Consider the following 14,752-nt stretch of genomic DNA (forward strand, 5'->3'; position numbering starts at 1 on the left):
GAGCGCGCATCCGAGTGCAGACGCGTGGCGCGCGCGGCGTTCTTCGACTTCGACCACACCCTCATCGACGCCGACGCGGGCGTCGTGCTCGGCCTCAGCCTCGGCCGCGAGGGGTACGCGCGCGCCCGCGCGTTCCGGTCGAAGCCCGTCCGCGCGGCCTACTACACGTACGTCACCGGGAAGCTCGCCTCCGTCCTCGCGCGCGGCGCGTTCCTCGCGGGCCTCTACAAGGCGCGCATCATCAAGCGCTCGACGCACGTGCGTCTGGGCTACGGCATGCTCAAGGGCGTCCGTCAGCGCGACATGGACGCGCGCATGGCCGCGATCTGGGACGAGCGGCTCAAGGAGCTCTTCTTCCCGGACATGCTCAAGCTTCTCGACGAGCACCGCAAGCGGGGCGACCGGCTCGTGATCGTGACGACGGCGCTGCGGCCCCTCATCGAGCACGCGAAGAAGTACATCGGCGAGGACGTGGACATCATCGCGTGCGAGCCGCACGTCGAGGAGGGCATCTGGTCGGGCCGCGTTGAGGGCCCCCTCTACGGCGCCGAGAAGCGCGACGCGATGGTGAAGTACGCGGCCGAGCGCGCGATCGACCTCACGGAGTCCACCGCCTACTCGGACCACTGGTCCGACGTCGCGTTTTTGGAGGCCGTCGGGCACGCCGTCGTCGTGAATCCCGACCTGCGGCTCTCGCTCTTCGCGAAGCGCCGGGGATGGCGCATCCTCCGCGTGACGCCCCCGCCCCGCTCGTCGCGGGCCCAGAAGGCCCTTGCCGAACGGGAACAAGCGTCTTGAGGCCCCGCGCCTTTCCCGCCGCGTGGCCTACCGCGCCCTCGCCGACCTCGCCCCCGACGCCGCCGCGCCGTTTCTGCGCGAGGCCTTCGGGACCAAGCTCGTCCAGGTCATCGGCCGCTGCGCGATCGAGTACCGCGGGCGCGCCTCGTCGGAGCTCCCCGCGGGGGACCGCCTGGTGCTCCTGAAGCCCGACGGGACCCTCCTTGTCCACACCGCGACGAAGCTCAAGCCCGTCAACTGGCAGCCTCCGGGCTGCGAGTTCCAGGCGACGGTCGAGAACGACCGCCTGGTCGTGAGCGCGACGCGCGACAAGCCCCGCGAAACCGTCCGGATGGTCTTCGAAGAAGTCCACGCGGTCGCCGCGCTCGAGCTCGCGGACGGCGTCGAGCTCGCTCTCGTCGGGACCGAGGACGACCTCCAGGCGGCGCTCGCGAGGAGCCCCGACGCGATCGAGCCCGGCTTCACGTTCTGGAGACGGGAAAGGGCTTCGGGTCGCGGCCCGATGGACCTCTACGGCGTCGACGCCCGCGGCCGGCGCGTGGTCGTCGAGGTGAAGCGCCGCGCCGCGACGGTGGGCGATGTCGAGCAGCTGCGCCGTTACGTCGAGCGCGAGAAAGGCGCGCGCGGCGACGGCGTGCGCGGCATCCTCGTCGCGCCGACCGTGAGCGAGACGGCCCGCCGCTACCTCGCCGATCTCGCCCTCGAATGGCGCGAGATCGACGTCGCGAGGCTCGTGGTTCCGAAGGAGCGTCTGCGCGCCGCGGGGCAATCGAGCCTCGCGGCCTTCGGGCGACCCTCAAGCAAGGTCGCGAAAAGCCTCCATCCAGAAAAGGGATGACCCCCGGTCACGGTCGAAGGGGCATGCGAACCGCACCCGCGCTGATCGCCGTGCTCGCGATCGCGATCGCCCTCGGTCCTACCGCGGCGGCGCAGCTGCCCGAACTCGCCGCTTCGAGCGTCGCCCTCCGCGTGAAGGGTCCCGAGGACGCCGTCGGGACGGGGAGCGTCGTCTCGCTCCCGCTTGTCGTCGAGTACGGCTACTCGATGGCCGCCCACTCGCTCGAAGCGACCACCGTCCGCCTGCACGTCGTGGAGGCGCCCTTCCACGTGATGGCGACCGTTTCGCCCGCGACGCTCTCCATGCCGCTGCAGCCGACGCTGAACGGACTCGCGAACCGCGCGTACGGGAGCGCGGTCCTCACGCTCGTCGTCGGCGAGGACGCCCCGCAGGATTCGATCCTCGTACGGGTCCGGGCCGTCGCGGAGCGCAACGGTTACATCGGCGGGAGCGAAGCGGTCGAGGACGTGATCCTGCTCCTCAAGCGCCCGCTCCTCGACGGGAAGCCCGATGAGGCGTGCGTCTCCTCGCACGACGCCGACCTCGAAGAGGGCGGCGAGCTGCTCACGCAATCGAGCGGCATGGCCGCGGCGAGCCCGATTCCCGTCGCGGGCCTCGGCCTCGCGGGGAGCGTCCTCGGAATCGCGCTCGCCTGGAGGCGATTCAGGCCCTGATCAGAAGAGGTGCTCGCGGAGCACCCTGGCGCCCGCCCCGGGGCCGCTCGCGATGACGTCCCCGGGCGCGAGGCCGAGCTCGCGCTCGGCGCGCTGGGCGACCTCCCGCGCGGCGGCGGCCCCCGCGGCGAAGACATGGACGTTCGGTCCCGCGTCGATCGTGAAGAAGGCGGGCACGCCTTCCTCGCGCCATTGACGCACGGCGTGGATCCCCGCCACGGTCTCGGGCGTCCAGTACACGAGCGACGGATCGCTCGTCATCATGACGGCGTGCATCAGGAGGGCGTCCAGCTCCGTCGCGCGCGCCATCCCGGCGACGTCGCGCTCGCGGATCGCTTTCCGCACGACGGGCAAGAGCTTCTCGACCTCGGCGAGGCGCGCGTCGTTCATGGGGCTCGTCTTCGCGAGGGGGTGTCCCTCGCTCGAGCCGACCTTCTTCTCGGCGCCCGAGAACACGAGCACGACGTCGTGCACGTCCCAGTGCGAAGGTGGCGCGAGCTCGACGGCGCGGCTCGCCTCGTGCGTCGTCCCCGCCTTCCATTCGACGAAGCCGCCGAGGACCGAGCGCGCGGCGCTGCCGGAGCCGAGACGAGCGTACGTCGAGGCCTCCTCGGGCGTCTTCCGGACGCCGAGCGCCTCGAAGGCCGCGACGGTGAGCGCGGCGAAGGCGCTTGCGGACGAGGCGAGACCGGCGTCGGCGCTGAAAGCGTTCTCGCTCGCGACGCGGGCCCGGGCCGAGTTGCCCACCGCCTTGCGGATGTGGTCGAGGTGGCGCGTGACGCGGGCGAGTCCCTTGCCTTTCTGGGGGGCGCCGTTCAGCGTGAAGACGTCCTCGCGGAGGGCGGCGTCGAATTCGACGGTCGTGCGCGTGCGGAGCGCCTCGACCGTGAGTCCGATGTTGGTGTTGAGGGGGAGGTTCAACTCGTCGTCCGCGCGTCCCCAGTACTTGATGAAGGCGATGTTCGCGCGCGCGTCGGCGGTGGCTTTCATGCGAGGTCTCCCGAGAGGATCCGTCGGACCCCTTCGATGGCGGGGAGCACCACGTCCGCAGCCTTGAGGTCTTCCTTCGAGACCGTGGTGGTCACGGCCGCGACCACGGCTCCGGCGGCCTTCCCGGCCTTCACGCCGAGCGGAGCGTTCTCGACCACGAGCGTGCGGGAGGCCTCGGCGCCGAGCTTCCGCATGGCGGCGAGGTAGGGCTCGGGATAAGGCTTCGCCTGCTTCACGTCCTCGGCCGCGACGATGGCGTCGAAGCGCGAGAGGAAGGCCTCGTCGAGATGGAACCTCAGGTTCGCGGTCCGCGTGCCCGTGACGAGCGCGAGCTTGTAGCCCGCCGCATGGAGGTCGGTCACGAGCTCGTCGGCGCCGGGGTACGGCGCCGCGCGGCCGAAGGACTGGAAGACGCGCTGCTTCTCCTCCGCGATCGCCGAGACGTCGTCCGGTTCGAGCCGCACCCCCGCGTGGGCCGCGAGGCCGAGGATGATCTCGTGGGACCGTTGACCCTCGTTCAGGTAGACTTCACGCCGCCCCACGCGGATCCCCCGCGGCTCGAGCACGCGGCGGTACGCCTCGTAGTGACGGGGCATGGAATCGATGAGAACGCCGTCGACGTCGAAAAGGACGGCCGCGAACCGTCCCGGCGGCGGAAGCCCGCTCACGCCACCGCGAACGTGGGGCGGTCCTTATCGGTTTCGGAGCGGCGCGGACGCCCCCGCAAGCGACCTGAACCCCTTCGACCGCGGTCCCTGGGGCCCGGCGCGTACCCGCTTATACCCGGGGACCCGAGCGTTACCCTTACCCACCAAGAACGTTGGAGGTGATTGTGTTGGGTTGGAAACAGAAAGGAGTCCTGGCGCTCGCCGTTGTCGGCCTGTCGCTGGGCATGAATCCGAGTGTGGGCGCCGACGCCGCCGACAGCGCGCCGACGGTCACGACCACCTGTACGGGTGGCACGACCGAAACGACATGGGCGTATGCCATCGACGACGACATGCGCCTGCATTCGGACACGGAGGGCTGGTACTACGTGCACCTGCGCGACCAGTCCGTGTGGAAAGAGTCGAACAACAGGCCCGGTCTGCAGATCACGGACCGCGTCTGTACCGAGCGCGACATCTTCACGGGAGCCTTCGTGAGGAGCTACGTCGCGTACGGGACGGATCTGCTCATCGCGGATGCGACCCCCGGCATCGTGGTCTGGCTGCCGGACGATCCCCCGATCGTCCTCGACCGTTAGACCTCGGCTCTTGGACCGGCGGGGCGGTTTCGCCGCCCCGTCGGCCCCTTTTTTTCGCCTCCGGCGACCGTCGGAGCGGGATTTCCAGGCCATTTTATTCAGCGATCGCGCCCCCTGGAAGGATATCCCCCGCCCCTCGTTCCTCGCGGTCGCGGCGAACGACTAAATAGGGCACGCGACCGAGCACCCTGTGAGGCATTGACGTGCGATGGAACGATCCGTCCGACGTGACCGTTCTCTCCGCGGTGGCCCCCGCCGCCGCCCTCGCGCGCCGAGCGTCCCGCAGACGCGGCCTCTCTGAGGGTGAACAGCTTTGATGACGAACAAGATCCGAATCGGCGCGGTGGGTCTCGTGGCGCTCCTCGTGGCGCTGCCGCTCGCCGTCGCCCAGGCTCCGCCTGCCGTCGTGACGACGTGCGCGGGAGGCGCGACGCGGACCTCGCTCATCGTGGCCGTCGATGACGACAGCAGGATCGTCGGCGACACGACGGGCTGGTACTACCTCGACATCGTCGACGGCTCGCTTTGGAAGGAGAAGAACCCGACCCCCGGCCTGCAGATCACCGACATGGTCTGCACGGAGCGCGACGCGCTCACGGGCGCCTTCGTGCGCTCGTACGTGTCCGTCCCCCGCGACCTCCTGATCGCGGGCGCGAACGAAGGGTTGGGGCCGCTCTTCCACGACCTCCTCAAGCACCCGAGCGTGGATCGGGCGGAGAGGACCGTGACGGCGCTCCTCCCTTGAGTTACGACGCGTCCTCGAGCGCGCGCTCCACAGCGGCGCGGACGGCCCCAGGGTCGCCGCGTCCCTTGAGCGCGCGCATCGCCTGACCGACGAGGAAGTTCACGGCTGCGGCCCTTCCGGCGCGGACGTCCGCGACAGCCTTCGGGTTGTCGCGCACCGCGGCGCGGGCCGCCTCCGCGAGCGCGTCCCCGACGACGATGGCGCCGGCCTCGGCAGCGAGCGCGGCGGCGAGACCGCCACGGTCAAGCCCCTCGCGCAGCAGTCGCGTCGCCACCTGCGGCGTGACGCGCCGCGCGGCGAGCGCCTCGACGAGCGCGGCCGCGTCCTCCGCGGTCACGCGGGCGGCGGCGAACGGGATGCCCCGGAAGCCGAGCTCCGCGCGCAGGTCGCGGATGAAGAAGTCGTAAGCGGGCCTCCAGCCGGCGCGCGCCGCCGCGCCCTCGAAGGCGTCGGCGAGCGCGCGCTCCTCAAGGATGGGAGCCACCTCGACCTCGGGCACGCCCGCGGCCTCGGCAAGGCGCGCGCGTCGCGCAAGCGGCGACTCCGCCGGAGCGAGCGCGCGCGACAGGGCGGCGACGTCGATCGGACCCAGGTCGGGATCGGCGAAGTATCGGTAGTCGGCCTCGGACTCTTTCGCCCTCAGTCGCGAGGTCCGACCCGTGGCTTCGTCGAATTGTCTCGTTTCCCTCGCTTGCTTTTCGCCGCGCGCGACGGCCTCGAGCTGCCGCTCGACCTCGTAGGCGACCGCGCGCTCGACGTTGCGGGGGGAATTCACGTTCTTCACCTCGGCGCGCTCGCCGCCCGCGACCGAGACGTTGCAGTCGGCCTTGACGCCAGCCGCCGTCCGCCCGAGGTCGAGCGCCGAAAGAACGAAGCGCAGCTCTTCCAGGAAGGCCCTCGCCTGCGCCGGAGACGCGACATCGGGCTCCGTCACGATCTCCAGGAGGGGAGCGCCCGAGCGATTGTAGTCCACGAGTCCCGTGGCGAGATCGTAGGCGCCGGGATCCTCCTCCACATGGATCTCGCGAAGGCGCACACCGAGCAGCGACCCCCCCTCGACGATGGGCGTCGAAGTACGCTGGTAGTTCGACGCGAGGTCCGGGTAGAAGTAGTGCTTCCGCAGGAACGTCGCATCCGGCCTTTCCCGGGAGCCGAACACGCGGCCAAGGGCGATCGCGGCCTCGATCGCCGCGCGATTGGGCGCCATCGGCTTCGCGCCGGGCTCGCCCACGCAGGTCGGGCACACGTTCGCGTTCGCTCGCGGGGCGCGGAGGAAGTCCGCGTCGCATGGGCAGAAGAGCTTCGCCCGCGTGGCCACGTATGCGTGGACCTCGAGCCCGATGCGCGCGCCCGTCACGCGCGCGCCCCCGCATGCCGCTCGGCGAACGCCATCGCTGCGAGCGCGCGCTCGTCCTCGCCGCGCCGGCCGATCACCTGGAGACCGACCGGCAGTCCGTCAGCCTCGACGGGGACGCTCCCCGCGGGGACGTCGGCGAGGTTCGCCGACACCGTGAGCGCGTCCGCCGCATACATCTCGCGCGGATCCGTCACGCGCTCGCCGACCCGGAACGCGCGGACCGGCATCGTCGGCCCCACGAGGACGTCGACGTCCGCGAGCGCGCGCGCGAAGGCTTCCGCGATGACGCCGCGCGCCGCGACCGCGGAATCGTACCACCGGCCGCGCTCCTCCCGAGACGTCACGAAGGTTCCGAGCAGGATGCGACGCTTCACCTCGGGCCCGAACGACGCCCGCGACGCGGCGGCCGAGGCCTCGTAGGGGACGTCGACGGGACCGGGGCGTCCGTAGCGGATGCCGTCGAGCCGCTGCATGGCGCTCGCGAACTCGGCGTAGTTGAGGACGTAATACGCTGAAAGCGCGTGCGCGAGGCCAGGGAGATCGACAGGCGTCGCGCGCGCCCCGGCGGCCTCGAGCTTCGCGAGCGCCCGTTCGACGGGGCCGCGGACGTCCGGCGCGACGCCTTCGAAGAGCGCCGACGGAACGCCGATGCGCAGCCCTTCGAGCGGCTTCGCGAGGGTCTCGGCGAAGCGCGGCCGCGGCGCCCCCGCCGTTCGGGGGTCGCGCGGGTCCGCGCCGGCCGTCGCGTCGAGGAGCACCGCGAGGTCCCGGACCGTGCGCGCGATCGGCGCGGGCGATTCGAGGCTCATCGCGAGGTCCGCGAGCCCGTGGCGCGGGACGCGGCCGTGCGAGGGCCGGAACGCGGCGACGCCGCAGAAGGATGCGGGCGCGCGGACGCTGCCGCCCGTGTCGCTCCCGAGGGCGAGTTCCACGACGCCCGAGGCGACGGAGGCGCCCGCGCCCGAGGACGACCCGCCCGCGACGCGGGTCGGGTCGCGCGGGTTGAGCGTAGGCCCGAACGCGGAGTTTTCGCCGGAGGACCCGGCCGCGAACTCGTCCATGTTGGTCTTGCCGATGACGATGGCGCCGGCGTCGAGGAGCCGCGCGACGACCGTCGCGTCGTAGGGCGCGACGTATTCCGCGAGGTGCCGCGAGCCGCACGTCATCGGCATGCCGCGCGCGGCGATGTTGTCCTTCACGCTCACGACGCGGCCCCAGAGGGGGCGGTCTTGCGGCCCTTCCGCCTCGAGCCTGCGCGCGCGTTCGAACGCCGCCTCGCGGGCGACGTGCGTGAAGGCATTGAAGGGATCGTCGCCGAGGCGCGAAAGGGCGCGCTCCACGTTCGCGACCGGTCCCGCGCTCATGGCGCCCCCTTGGGCGCGCGCACCGCCCCCGTCGCGGCGTCGCGGCGCGGGAAGGCCGCGTGGATCGCCTCGACGACCCTTTCTGGCGCAGGTGCGGCGACGTCGTCGCGCGGGGTCGTCGCCGCGGGCGGCGCGGGCGGGGGGAGCGCCGCGGCGAAATCGGCGAGGTCCGAGAACGCGCGCGTGATCGCGTCCAGGTCGCGCGCGAGGGCTTCGACTTCCGCGTCGTCGAGGTCGAGGCGCGCGAGGCGCGCGATGCGGCGCGTCTCGTCGCGATCGAACCCGGGCATGCGCGCGAGCGAGCGTGTCGATCGGGCAAAGGCCTTCCGCTCGGGCGCCGATCTCGGAACGTTTAAGGAGGCGCTCGGCCAAGGGGCGGCGGTTGGCCCTGTAGTCTAACTGGTAGCGATCTCGGACTGTTAATCCGAGGGTCGAGGTTCGAATCCTCGCGGGGCCGTCTGTGGGGGAGAGGAGTCTGAGGAGAGGGGGCCGCGAAAGGCCCCCTCTCCTCAGGTGCGGGTTCGACACCGGACTGCACACGAGCGGCCCAATGCGCGGAGCGGCGCTGGGCGGAGGGACCCCAGCGCCGCCTGCGTTTCACGCGGGTGCTTGGCACGGTTTCCTGGGAAACCAAGGGGGCCTCACTATGGGTGCGAGATGCCCCGACGGCCGAGTTCATTTTTCACGATCCTCTGGGCTGTGTAGTCCAACAGGATGTTCTTGAGCATCCATTCAAGGTAGCCTCGCGGGACATCCTTGAGCAGCTTCCCACGGTACTTGCCGAAGGAGATGACAAGTCGGCCGCTCGCATCATACTGAAGGCGCCCTGAGCGATCGACGCGCCGCCCTTTGCGAAGTCGCTGGGAGTGCTCCTTGAACTCTTGCCGAGCAACTCTCGTTTCCCCCCGCTTCGGACCCCGCTGAGAAGGGGGCGCCTGAAGGAGATCATCCCCTGGCGGTAGGGACGGCCGAGCCACAATGTAGCCTGTCAGAGGATCCTTGATCGGCAGCCCAAATTCGGCGCTCCGCCGTCGCTTCCGCACAATCTCGTCCACGTCGATCCCGCCCTCACTCATTGCGAAGCACCTCCACCGATTTCATCCCAGCCGCCCTGATGATCGCGTAGGCACCCCGCACGAGGAGCTGCTCAAGGACCGTCGTCGTTCCAGGCCTAACCTCAGAAAGGCCTTCGAAGTCGCTGACCCGGACTCCCTGCGGCGAAGCTGCATCGGGAGGAAGGGTCGTCAGGATGATGATCTTGCTGCAAGCGATTCGAACCCCGAAGGTCAGCTTCGTCGACCTAATACTGCACACTAGCTGCGCAAAGGAGCCGCGTTCCGTTGCGCGTTGATGTATGTAGACGCCTTCACGACAGGCTCGGCCCAGTTCGTCCACGGTGGGAACGAATCCGACGCGCTCCTGAGCGCGTTTGATGGCGTGGGTGCTCATTTCGACCTCGAGGCAGCGAGACCCGGGGGGATCCACGGGGTGCTCACTGAGTTGTTGCGGGTTCATCGGGGCGTGAAGGACGCCGGAGGAGATAGCGGCGGAGGGAAATGGGGATCGCGGCGCGCACACGTTAATTCACGTATTCTAGAATATACATGTGTTAAGAGCCTCCAAGGCCATCCCCTCAGGATGAGTGGGAAACGGGCGCCCCCACCAACTTTCCGGGGTGTCATTGCTGAATTGCCTGATGGTGTTCGACTCCGATTAGAACGTTGCGATTCACTCAACAGAGTTCCGCCACGAACTGGTGTGCCGTACCGTTGGTTCCCCTGCCGCAGATTGGGCTGGTGTCCAGCCTGCACGGAGCGAGCGCGGGGAGAATCGGCTATAGCCTACACGAAACTACTGCGGCAAGTTGGTATTGATCTGACCACCACCCGCGTCGCCCAAATTGCGTTCACATTGCCAACAGTACCTTTCAAAGAGTTCCGCCGCCAGCCGAACCTTGTCGTCTCGGCTTCGTTTGACTCGGCTTGGCATGCTATCGCGAAAGTCCTTGTTGGGTCTGGCAGTTCAGGAATAAGCGTCAGCGAAGCCGCTTCTGGCATCTATGGTGCGATTCTTCGATTCAATCCGACGGGGCGAGCACGACCTGAATTCCCCCGATGGGCACCTACGGTTGAGGCGTTGGTTCCGGTTATGGCCACACGTTCTTCTAAGATGCAAATCAAGCCGGCTAAGTTGAACCCGGACCGCCTCCGCACGTTCTTCGCGAGTCGCTTCAAAGAGATCCTCCTCAAGAAAACGGAGCTCAATCCAGCCTCGATCACGGCCAGCTCTGCCGCCGTATCAATTGACGGCGGCGGCCGGTCACGTCCGTTGGTGTGGAACCATGAACTGATGTCGCAACATGCCCGCCATTGGTTCGGCGCCTCTATTCTTGACGCGGAGACCGCACTGACGCGCTCAAGCCAGGAAGCGGAGCGCACTGCCGCGACGATCAAGACCATTGTTGACATCGACGAGTGCTTACGGTCGGTCCGGACAGTCGGCTACCGGGGAATACTGCACTCAAGATCGAAAGGGAGGCAAGCCAATCCCTCTAAGGTCCCGTCTCCCCGCCCTCTTCGCCCTTCGGACTGAGCGACGCGCCCATCTTCGGCACGACGAAGGCGGCGACGGCGAAGAGCGCTCCGCCGAGGAGCCCGATGAGCATCACGACGCCCGGGTCGATGAGCGCGACGTTGTAGAGGAAGTAGAGCGCGAAGGCGCCCGCGCAGCACGCGATCGCCATGGGCTTGCTCCACGCCCAGACTTCCTGGCCCGGGAGCGGTCGGAAGGGCATGGAGGACGTGGCGAGGGTCGTGAGCGCGATCGCGATGCCGGCTTCCGCGAAGTCGAAGCTCCACCAAAGCCCGACGTAGTGGAAGATGACGGTGGTCGAGGCCACGGCGCCGTACACGGCGATGGAGCGGAAGGCGGCGAGGCGGCGCTGCGCGAGCGCGGAGTCGTCGCCGCGCTCGTCCTTCTCGATGAAGCCCGCGTACCCGAAGGCGCTCCTGAGGAGCGTGCTCGAGAAGGCAAGCGCGATGGTTCCGGAGACGAGCAGCTTGAACTTGGTGCGCGCGCCGGAGAGCTGAGCCAGGAGGATTTCGCTCGACCACGCCATCGCGAAGAACACGACGGCGGCGCCGCCGACGACGGGAAGACCTTCGAAGTACTGGTCGAAGTCCCATCCCTCGACGGCCTCCCACGTGAAGAAGAGCGCGAAGACGACCACGGCGATGAGACCGGCGGTGAGCGACCGGAGGTTCGCGAGGCTGCGCTTCCCGCGGTGGCCGATGAACTTCGTGCGGTCGCGCAGCTTGTCCTCGCCGATCGCGGCCGCGCCTTCGCGCAGGAAACCGAGGAAATCGAACATGCGCGCGCCCGCGACGGAGCTGAGCGTGCTCATGGTCCCGCCCGCGCCGGCGGACAGCGCCGCGGAGCTGATCATGGCCGCGGCCACGCCGGTGGCCATGGCGGCGGCCGTCTCGAGCGGCGAGGCGCGTGGGTTGAACACGAGGACGCGGGCGGAGGCGACCGTGGTCGTCGAGCCGTCGGGGTTCTCCTCGCGCGTTTCGACGCGGTAGTAGCCGTTCTCGTAGCCCGTCGTGTTCCATCTCGTCTCGCCGGAGCCGCGGGCGAGGACGTGCTCGCGGCCGTCCGGACCGATGAGGACGATGATGGTGCGCGGAACGTTCTTCACGTTCGCGACGCGCACGATGACATCGCCCCCGACGCCCTCGTCGGGGCGCGCGGGGCGCGTCGAGTTGGAGGTGAACACGAGAACGGCGGGTTCGGGTTCCCTCACCGTCTCCTGGGTCGGCGCAGACGGCCCCGGTTGCCCGGGTTCGGGCTCGCCCGTCGGGGGCGTGGGTTCGTTGCGCGTGAGGTTGATGGGCTCGGAGGCCGGCGCGACGACGAGCGTCCCGAGCGGCGACTCGCTCGCGTGGCCCGCGATGTCCGTCGCGACGAGCGCGAGCGACCACGTTCCGACCTCCGCGGGCGAGAAGCGCGTGGCGAACGTGGAGGATCCGGTGGACGCGAGCGGCTGCTCGACCGAAGCCCCGGAAGGCGCGCGGGCGACGAGCTTGACGGTCGCCAGCCCCGAATCGGCGTCGGTCGCGGTCGCGCCCACGTCCACGCCGCCGCCGATGCGGACGCTCGCGGACGAGACGGAGCCGCTCGCGATGACGGGCGGGGCGACGTCGACGCGGAGAAGCCGGGTGAGGGGCTCGCTTTCGACGCCGCGGAGGACGGCGCGGTAGATGAGCCGAGATTCCCCTTCGGGGATGACGAACGGCTCGAGGTACTCGCGCTCGACGCCGCCGAGGACGAAGACGACCGTCGCGTTCGGGTCGCTCGGCTCGAAGGACGCAAGCGGCCGGGAGGCGTACCATCCGCCGAATCCATCGGGCGCAGGCGGCGAGAGGCGGAGCGTCACCACGGGCGGCTCGCTCGCGACGGTCGCGCTCGCCTGGTTCGAGGCCGCACCCGTGCCGACGCTGTTCGACGCGGCGACCTGGTAGCGATACGTGCGTCCGGGTTGGACGGCGGCGTCGTCGTAGAAGGGCGTGGCCCCGCGCTCCGCGAGCAGCGTCATGGGACCTGCGCCCTCCGCGCGCAGGATGCGGTAGCCCAGGATCGGGCTGCCCCCGTCGCTTGCGGGCGCAAGCCACGTGAGCGCGATCCCGTCGCCCGCCTGCGTGGCGAGGAGCCCCGTCGGCGCCCCGGGAACCGTGGTCGTGGGCGTCGGCGCGGGCGGGTCGTGCGGCGCCTCGGTGAGGCCGAACGTGAAGGTGACGCGCGCGGTCTGCCCGGCGAGCGATTCTCCGGTGCCGCCGAGCGCGGGGTCGAGCATGAGGTCGAGCTCGAGGACCGTGCCGCCCGCGGCGCGGGAGGCGGGAGGCGCGAGCCCGTCGACGCCCCCCGCGAGCTCGCGGAGGGTGAGGCGCGCGTCGCCATCGGCGTCGAGGGCCGAGACGAGCGTGGGCAGGATGTCCGCGCCGCCCCAGCGGGCGCGGTGGACGAGCAGGTGCGCGTCGAGCGCGTCGGCGCCGCGCGCACCCTCGATCGAAACGGAGGCTCGGAAGCCGAAGCCGTGCGCGGCGGCGTCGAGCGGGGTCGAGGTGTCGAGCGTCGCGCGACCCTTCACGATGTCGCCGGGCGCGAGGTTCTGCGCCGAGATGAATCCCCCCGCGCGGGAGCTGGCGTCGAGGCCGAGGGTGACGGTGGCATGGTTGGCGCCGAAGAACTCGACGGTCTCCCCGGACGAGGCGCCGAGCCCCGCGAAGGGAGCGTCGCCCGGGCCGTCCAGGAGGGCCGCCGTCGCGTAGGCCGCGAGGAAGGCGGCGATGGCGAAGAGCGCAAGCAGGGCGCGACCGCGCGCCGGAGGCGCTACCATGGCGCCCCCCGCACCCCGCCGCGTGGGCGATACGCGGCACCGGGGGTGGGCCAACTCGTGGGCATGCCAGTCTCCATCGTTCAAGACGCCTGGGCGCTAATCAAGCCTTGGGTAGCATCCCTTGACCGGGTCGAGGGGGCCCGGGCGGTTTCGAACGATCCGCGAATCGGCCCCCTGCTTCGGATGGAGTCCCGGATCACGGCGTGAGGAGCTCGGCGGCCCGGGCGGGGCCCGCCCGGGCCTTGACCCCGGCGGGTTTCCGCGTCCGGGCGATCGTCAGGACGTCCGAAAGCACGGCGCCCGCCGTCTCGCGGGGACCCGCGCCCGCGCCCGTTAGCGCGATCTCGCCCGCGGACTCGAAGACGAGCCGGATCGCGTTCTTGCGCCCGGAAACGGCGAGGGGGCTTTCGGAAGGAACGTAGAGGGGCCTCACGCGGGCGCCGTCGGCGCTCACGCGCGCGACGAGCCGCACGGCGAATCCCGAGGCGCGCGCGCCCTGGCACTCCTTCGCCGTCAGGCCCGTGATGCCGACCGTCTGCACGTCCTTGATCGAAAGATCCGATCCGTAGGCGCGCTGGTGGAGGATCGCGGCCTTCGCGGCCGCGTCGAGGCCGAGGAGGTCCAGCGAGGGATCCGTCTCGAGGATGCCCGCGGCGCGGGCCTCGGCGAGCGCGCGCTCGAACGGGACGCCCTGCTCGAGCTGCGACAGGATGTGCGTCGTGCTGCCGTTGAGGACGCCTTCGAGGTGGAGGAGCTTGTCGCCGCGGAAGGCTCCGTCGAGCACCTCGAGCACGGGCACCGCGCCCGCGACGGCCGCCGACGACGCGAGGGCGCGGCCGTACTGCTCGCCGAGCTTGCGGAGACGGCCGGGGTCGAGCGCAAGGGCCCCCTTCGCCGCGGTCACGACGTCCCTTCCGGCGGAGAAGGCGGCTTCGATCTCGGCCACGGCGGCCTCGCAGGAGGCGAGGTCCGTCGGCGTCACCTGGACCACGACGTCGGCGGGCGAGCGCGCGGCGGCCTCGGCGGAGGACCACTCGCGGTAGCCCGCGCCGTAGGCGGAGACGGCGCCCTTGCCGAGCTTCGCGGCGAGGAGGCGCTTCGCGTCGAGCCCGTTCTCGTCGACGACGGTGCCCGAGCGATCCGTCACCGAGACCACGCGGACGGGAACGCCGCCCTCGGCCACGATCTCGACGAGCGCGCGGCCGACGTTGCCGAACCCGAGGAGGGCGACGCGGACGGGGGCGCTCACGAGGGCACACCCCCGGCGACGGCCGCGCGCTCGTCGAGATCGTGGCCGAGGGCGGCGTTCCCGTCCGCGTGGTCTCGGTGACGGATCGCTCGGGCA

The 14,752-nt window shown here is 70.4% G+C and carries 13 protein-coding genes and 1 tRNA gene; 6 read left to right on the forward strand and 8 right to left on the reverse strand.

The window, feature by feature from the left end; translation table 11 throughout:
• The first annotated feature begins 24 nt into the window (after positions 1 to 24).
• Genes VM889_04310 through VM889_04320 form a run of 3 tightly spaced genes read left to right on the forward strand, consistent with a single transcriptional unit; the run spans position 25 to position 2,310 of the window.
• The gene (locus VM889_04310) at positions 25 to 798 is read left to right on the forward strand and encodes an HAD-IB family hydrolase (GenBank protein HVL47762.1); all 774 of its coding nucleotides are present in this window, start codon (positions 25 to 27) and stop codon (positions 796 to 798) included.
• A 22-nt stretch (positions 799 to 820) separates the two neighbouring features.
• Positions 821 to 1,636 (forward strand): endonuclease NucS, encoded by an 816-nt coding sequence (gene nucS, locus VM889_04315; protein ID HVL47763.1) that lies wholly within the window; start codon positions 821 to 823, stop codon positions 1,634 to 1,636.
• A 23-nt stretch (positions 1,637 to 1,659) separates the two neighbouring features.
• Complete coding sequence (locus VM889_04320; GenBank protein HVL47764.1) at positions 1,660 to 2,310, forward strand: hypothetical protein; 651 nt, start codon at positions 1,660 to 1,662, stop codon at positions 2,308 to 2,310.
• Here VM889_04320 and mvaD read toward each other — a convergent pair whose 3' ends face one another.
• A complete protein-coding gene (gene mvaD / locus VM889_04325) occupies positions 2,311 to 3,300 on the reverse strand; it encodes a diphosphomevalonate decarboxylase (protein ID HVL47765.1) in 990 nt (329 codons plus the stop codon).
• Positions 3,297 to 3,968, reverse strand: a complete 672-nt coding sequence (locus VM889_04330; protein HVL47766.1) for an HAD family phosphatase — start codon at positions 3,966 to 3,968, stop codon at positions 3,297 to 3,299. Before VM889_04330 ends, mvaD begins: the two co-directional genes overlap by 4 nt.
• A 224-nt stretch (positions 3,969 to 4,192) precedes the next feature.
• On the opposite strand from VM889_04330, the gene VM889_04335 reads away from it, so the two are divergent.
• Positions 4,193 to 4,546, forward strand: coding sequence for a hypothetical protein (locus tag VM889_04335; protein ID HVL47767.1), 354 nt, complete (start codon positions 4,193 to 4,195; stop codon positions 4,544 to 4,546).
• 316 nt (positions 4,547 to 4,862) lie between these two features.
• Entirely contained in the window at positions 4,863 to 5,291 is a 429-nt protein-coding gene (locus VM889_04340; GenBank protein HVL47768.1) for a hypothetical protein, read from the forward strand.
• A 1-nt stretch (position 5,292) separates the two neighbouring features.
• Here the strand turns inward: VM889_04340 and gatB are convergent, their stop codons facing one another.
• From gatB to VM889_04355, 3 genes are read right to left on the reverse strand one after another with little or no spacing between them, the layout of a single operon-like run.
• Entirely contained in the window at positions 5,293 to 6,648 is a 1,356-nt protein-coding gene (gatB, locus tag VM889_04345) for an Asp-tRNA(Asn)/Glu-tRNA(Gln) amidotransferase subunit GatB (protein HVL47769.1), read from the reverse strand.
• On the reverse strand, positions 6,645 to 8,012 hold the full coding sequence (locus VM889_04350) for an amidase family protein (GenBank protein ID HVL47770.1): 1,368 nt from the start codon (positions 8,010 to 8,012) through the stop codon (positions 6,645 to 6,647). Before VM889_04350 ends, gatB begins: the two co-directional genes overlap by 4 nt.
• Positions 8,009 to 8,302, reverse strand: coding sequence for an Asp-tRNA(Asn)/Glu-tRNA(Gln) amidotransferase GatCAB subunit C (locus VM889_04355; protein ID HVL47771.1), 294 nt, complete (start codon positions 8,300 to 8,302; stop codon positions 8,009 to 8,011). The genes VM889_04350 and VM889_04355 overlap by 4 nt, the downstream gene beginning before the upstream one ends.
• A gap of 94 nt (positions 8,303 to 8,396) precedes the next feature.
• Between VM889_04355 and VM889_04360 the strand changes: the two genes are divergently transcribed.
• A tRNA-Asn gene (locus tag VM889_04360) sits at positions 8,397 to 8,469 on the forward strand.
• 611 nt (positions 8,470 to 9,080) lie between these two features.
• Here VM889_04360 and VM889_04365 read toward each other — a convergent pair.
• The 3 genes from VM889_04365 to VM889_04375 all read right to left on the reverse strand — a co-directional run bounded on the left by VM889_04365 (position 9,081) and on the right by VM889_04375 (position 14,656).
• Positions 9,081 to 9,461 carry a hypothetical protein gene (locus tag VM889_04365; protein ID HVL47772.1) on the reverse strand — a complete coding sequence of 127 codons (381 nt, stop codon included), beginning with the start codon at positions 9,459 to 9,461 and terminating at the stop codon, positions 9,081 to 9,083.
• Between the two features lie 1,102 nt (positions 9,462 to 10,563).
• Entirely contained in the window at positions 10,564 to 13,407 is a 2,844-nt protein-coding gene (locus VM889_04370) for a fibronectin type III domain-containing protein (protein ID HVL47773.1), read from the reverse strand.
• Between the two features lie 196 nt (positions 13,408 to 13,603).
• Positions 13,604 to 14,656: a homoserine dehydrogenase gene (locus tag VM889_04375; GenBank protein ID HVL47774.1), complete on the reverse strand. Its 1,053-nt coding sequence runs from the start codon at positions 14,654 to 14,656 to the stop codon at positions 13,604 to 13,606.
• Positions 14,657 to 14,752: the final 96 nt, after the last annotated feature.

The organism is Candidatus Thermoplasmatota archaeon (assembly GCA_035540375.1).
Classification (GTDB): domain Archaea; phylum Thermoplasmatota; class SW-10-69-26; order JACQPN01; family JAJPHT01; genus DATLGO01.

Coding starts and splice junctions, on each gene's coding strand:
- VM889_04320 (HVL47764.1), top strand. CDS start 1,660: ATGCGAACCGCACCCGCGCTGATCGCCGTGCTCGCGATCGCGATCGCC.
- mvaD (HVL47765.1), bottom strand. CDS start 3,300: ATGAAAGCCACCGCCGACGCGCGCGCGAACATCGCCTTCATCAAGTAC.
- VM889_04335 (HVL47767.1), top strand. CDS start 4,193: ATGAATCCGAGTGTGGGCGCCGACGCCGCCGACAGCGCGCCGACGGTC.
- VM889_04340 (HVL47768.1), top strand. CDS start 4,863: ATGACGAACAAGATCCGAATCGGCGCGGTGGGTCTCGTGGCGCTCCTC.
- VM889_04350 (HVL47770.1), bottom strand. CDS start 8,012: ATGAGCGCGGGACCGGTCGCGAACGTGGAGCGCGCCCTTTCGCGCCTC.
- VM889_04355 (HVL47771.1), bottom strand. CDS start 8,302: ATGCCCGGGTTCGATCGCGACGAGACGCGCCGCATCGCGCGCCTCGCG.
- VM889_04365 (HVL47772.1), bottom strand. CDS start 9,461: ATGAGCACCCACGCCATCAAACGCGCTCAGGAGCGCGTCGGATTCGTT.
- VM889_04370 (HVL47773.1), bottom strand. CDS start 13,407: ATGGTAGCGCCTCCGGCGCGCGGTCGCGCCCTGCTTGCGCTCTTCGCC.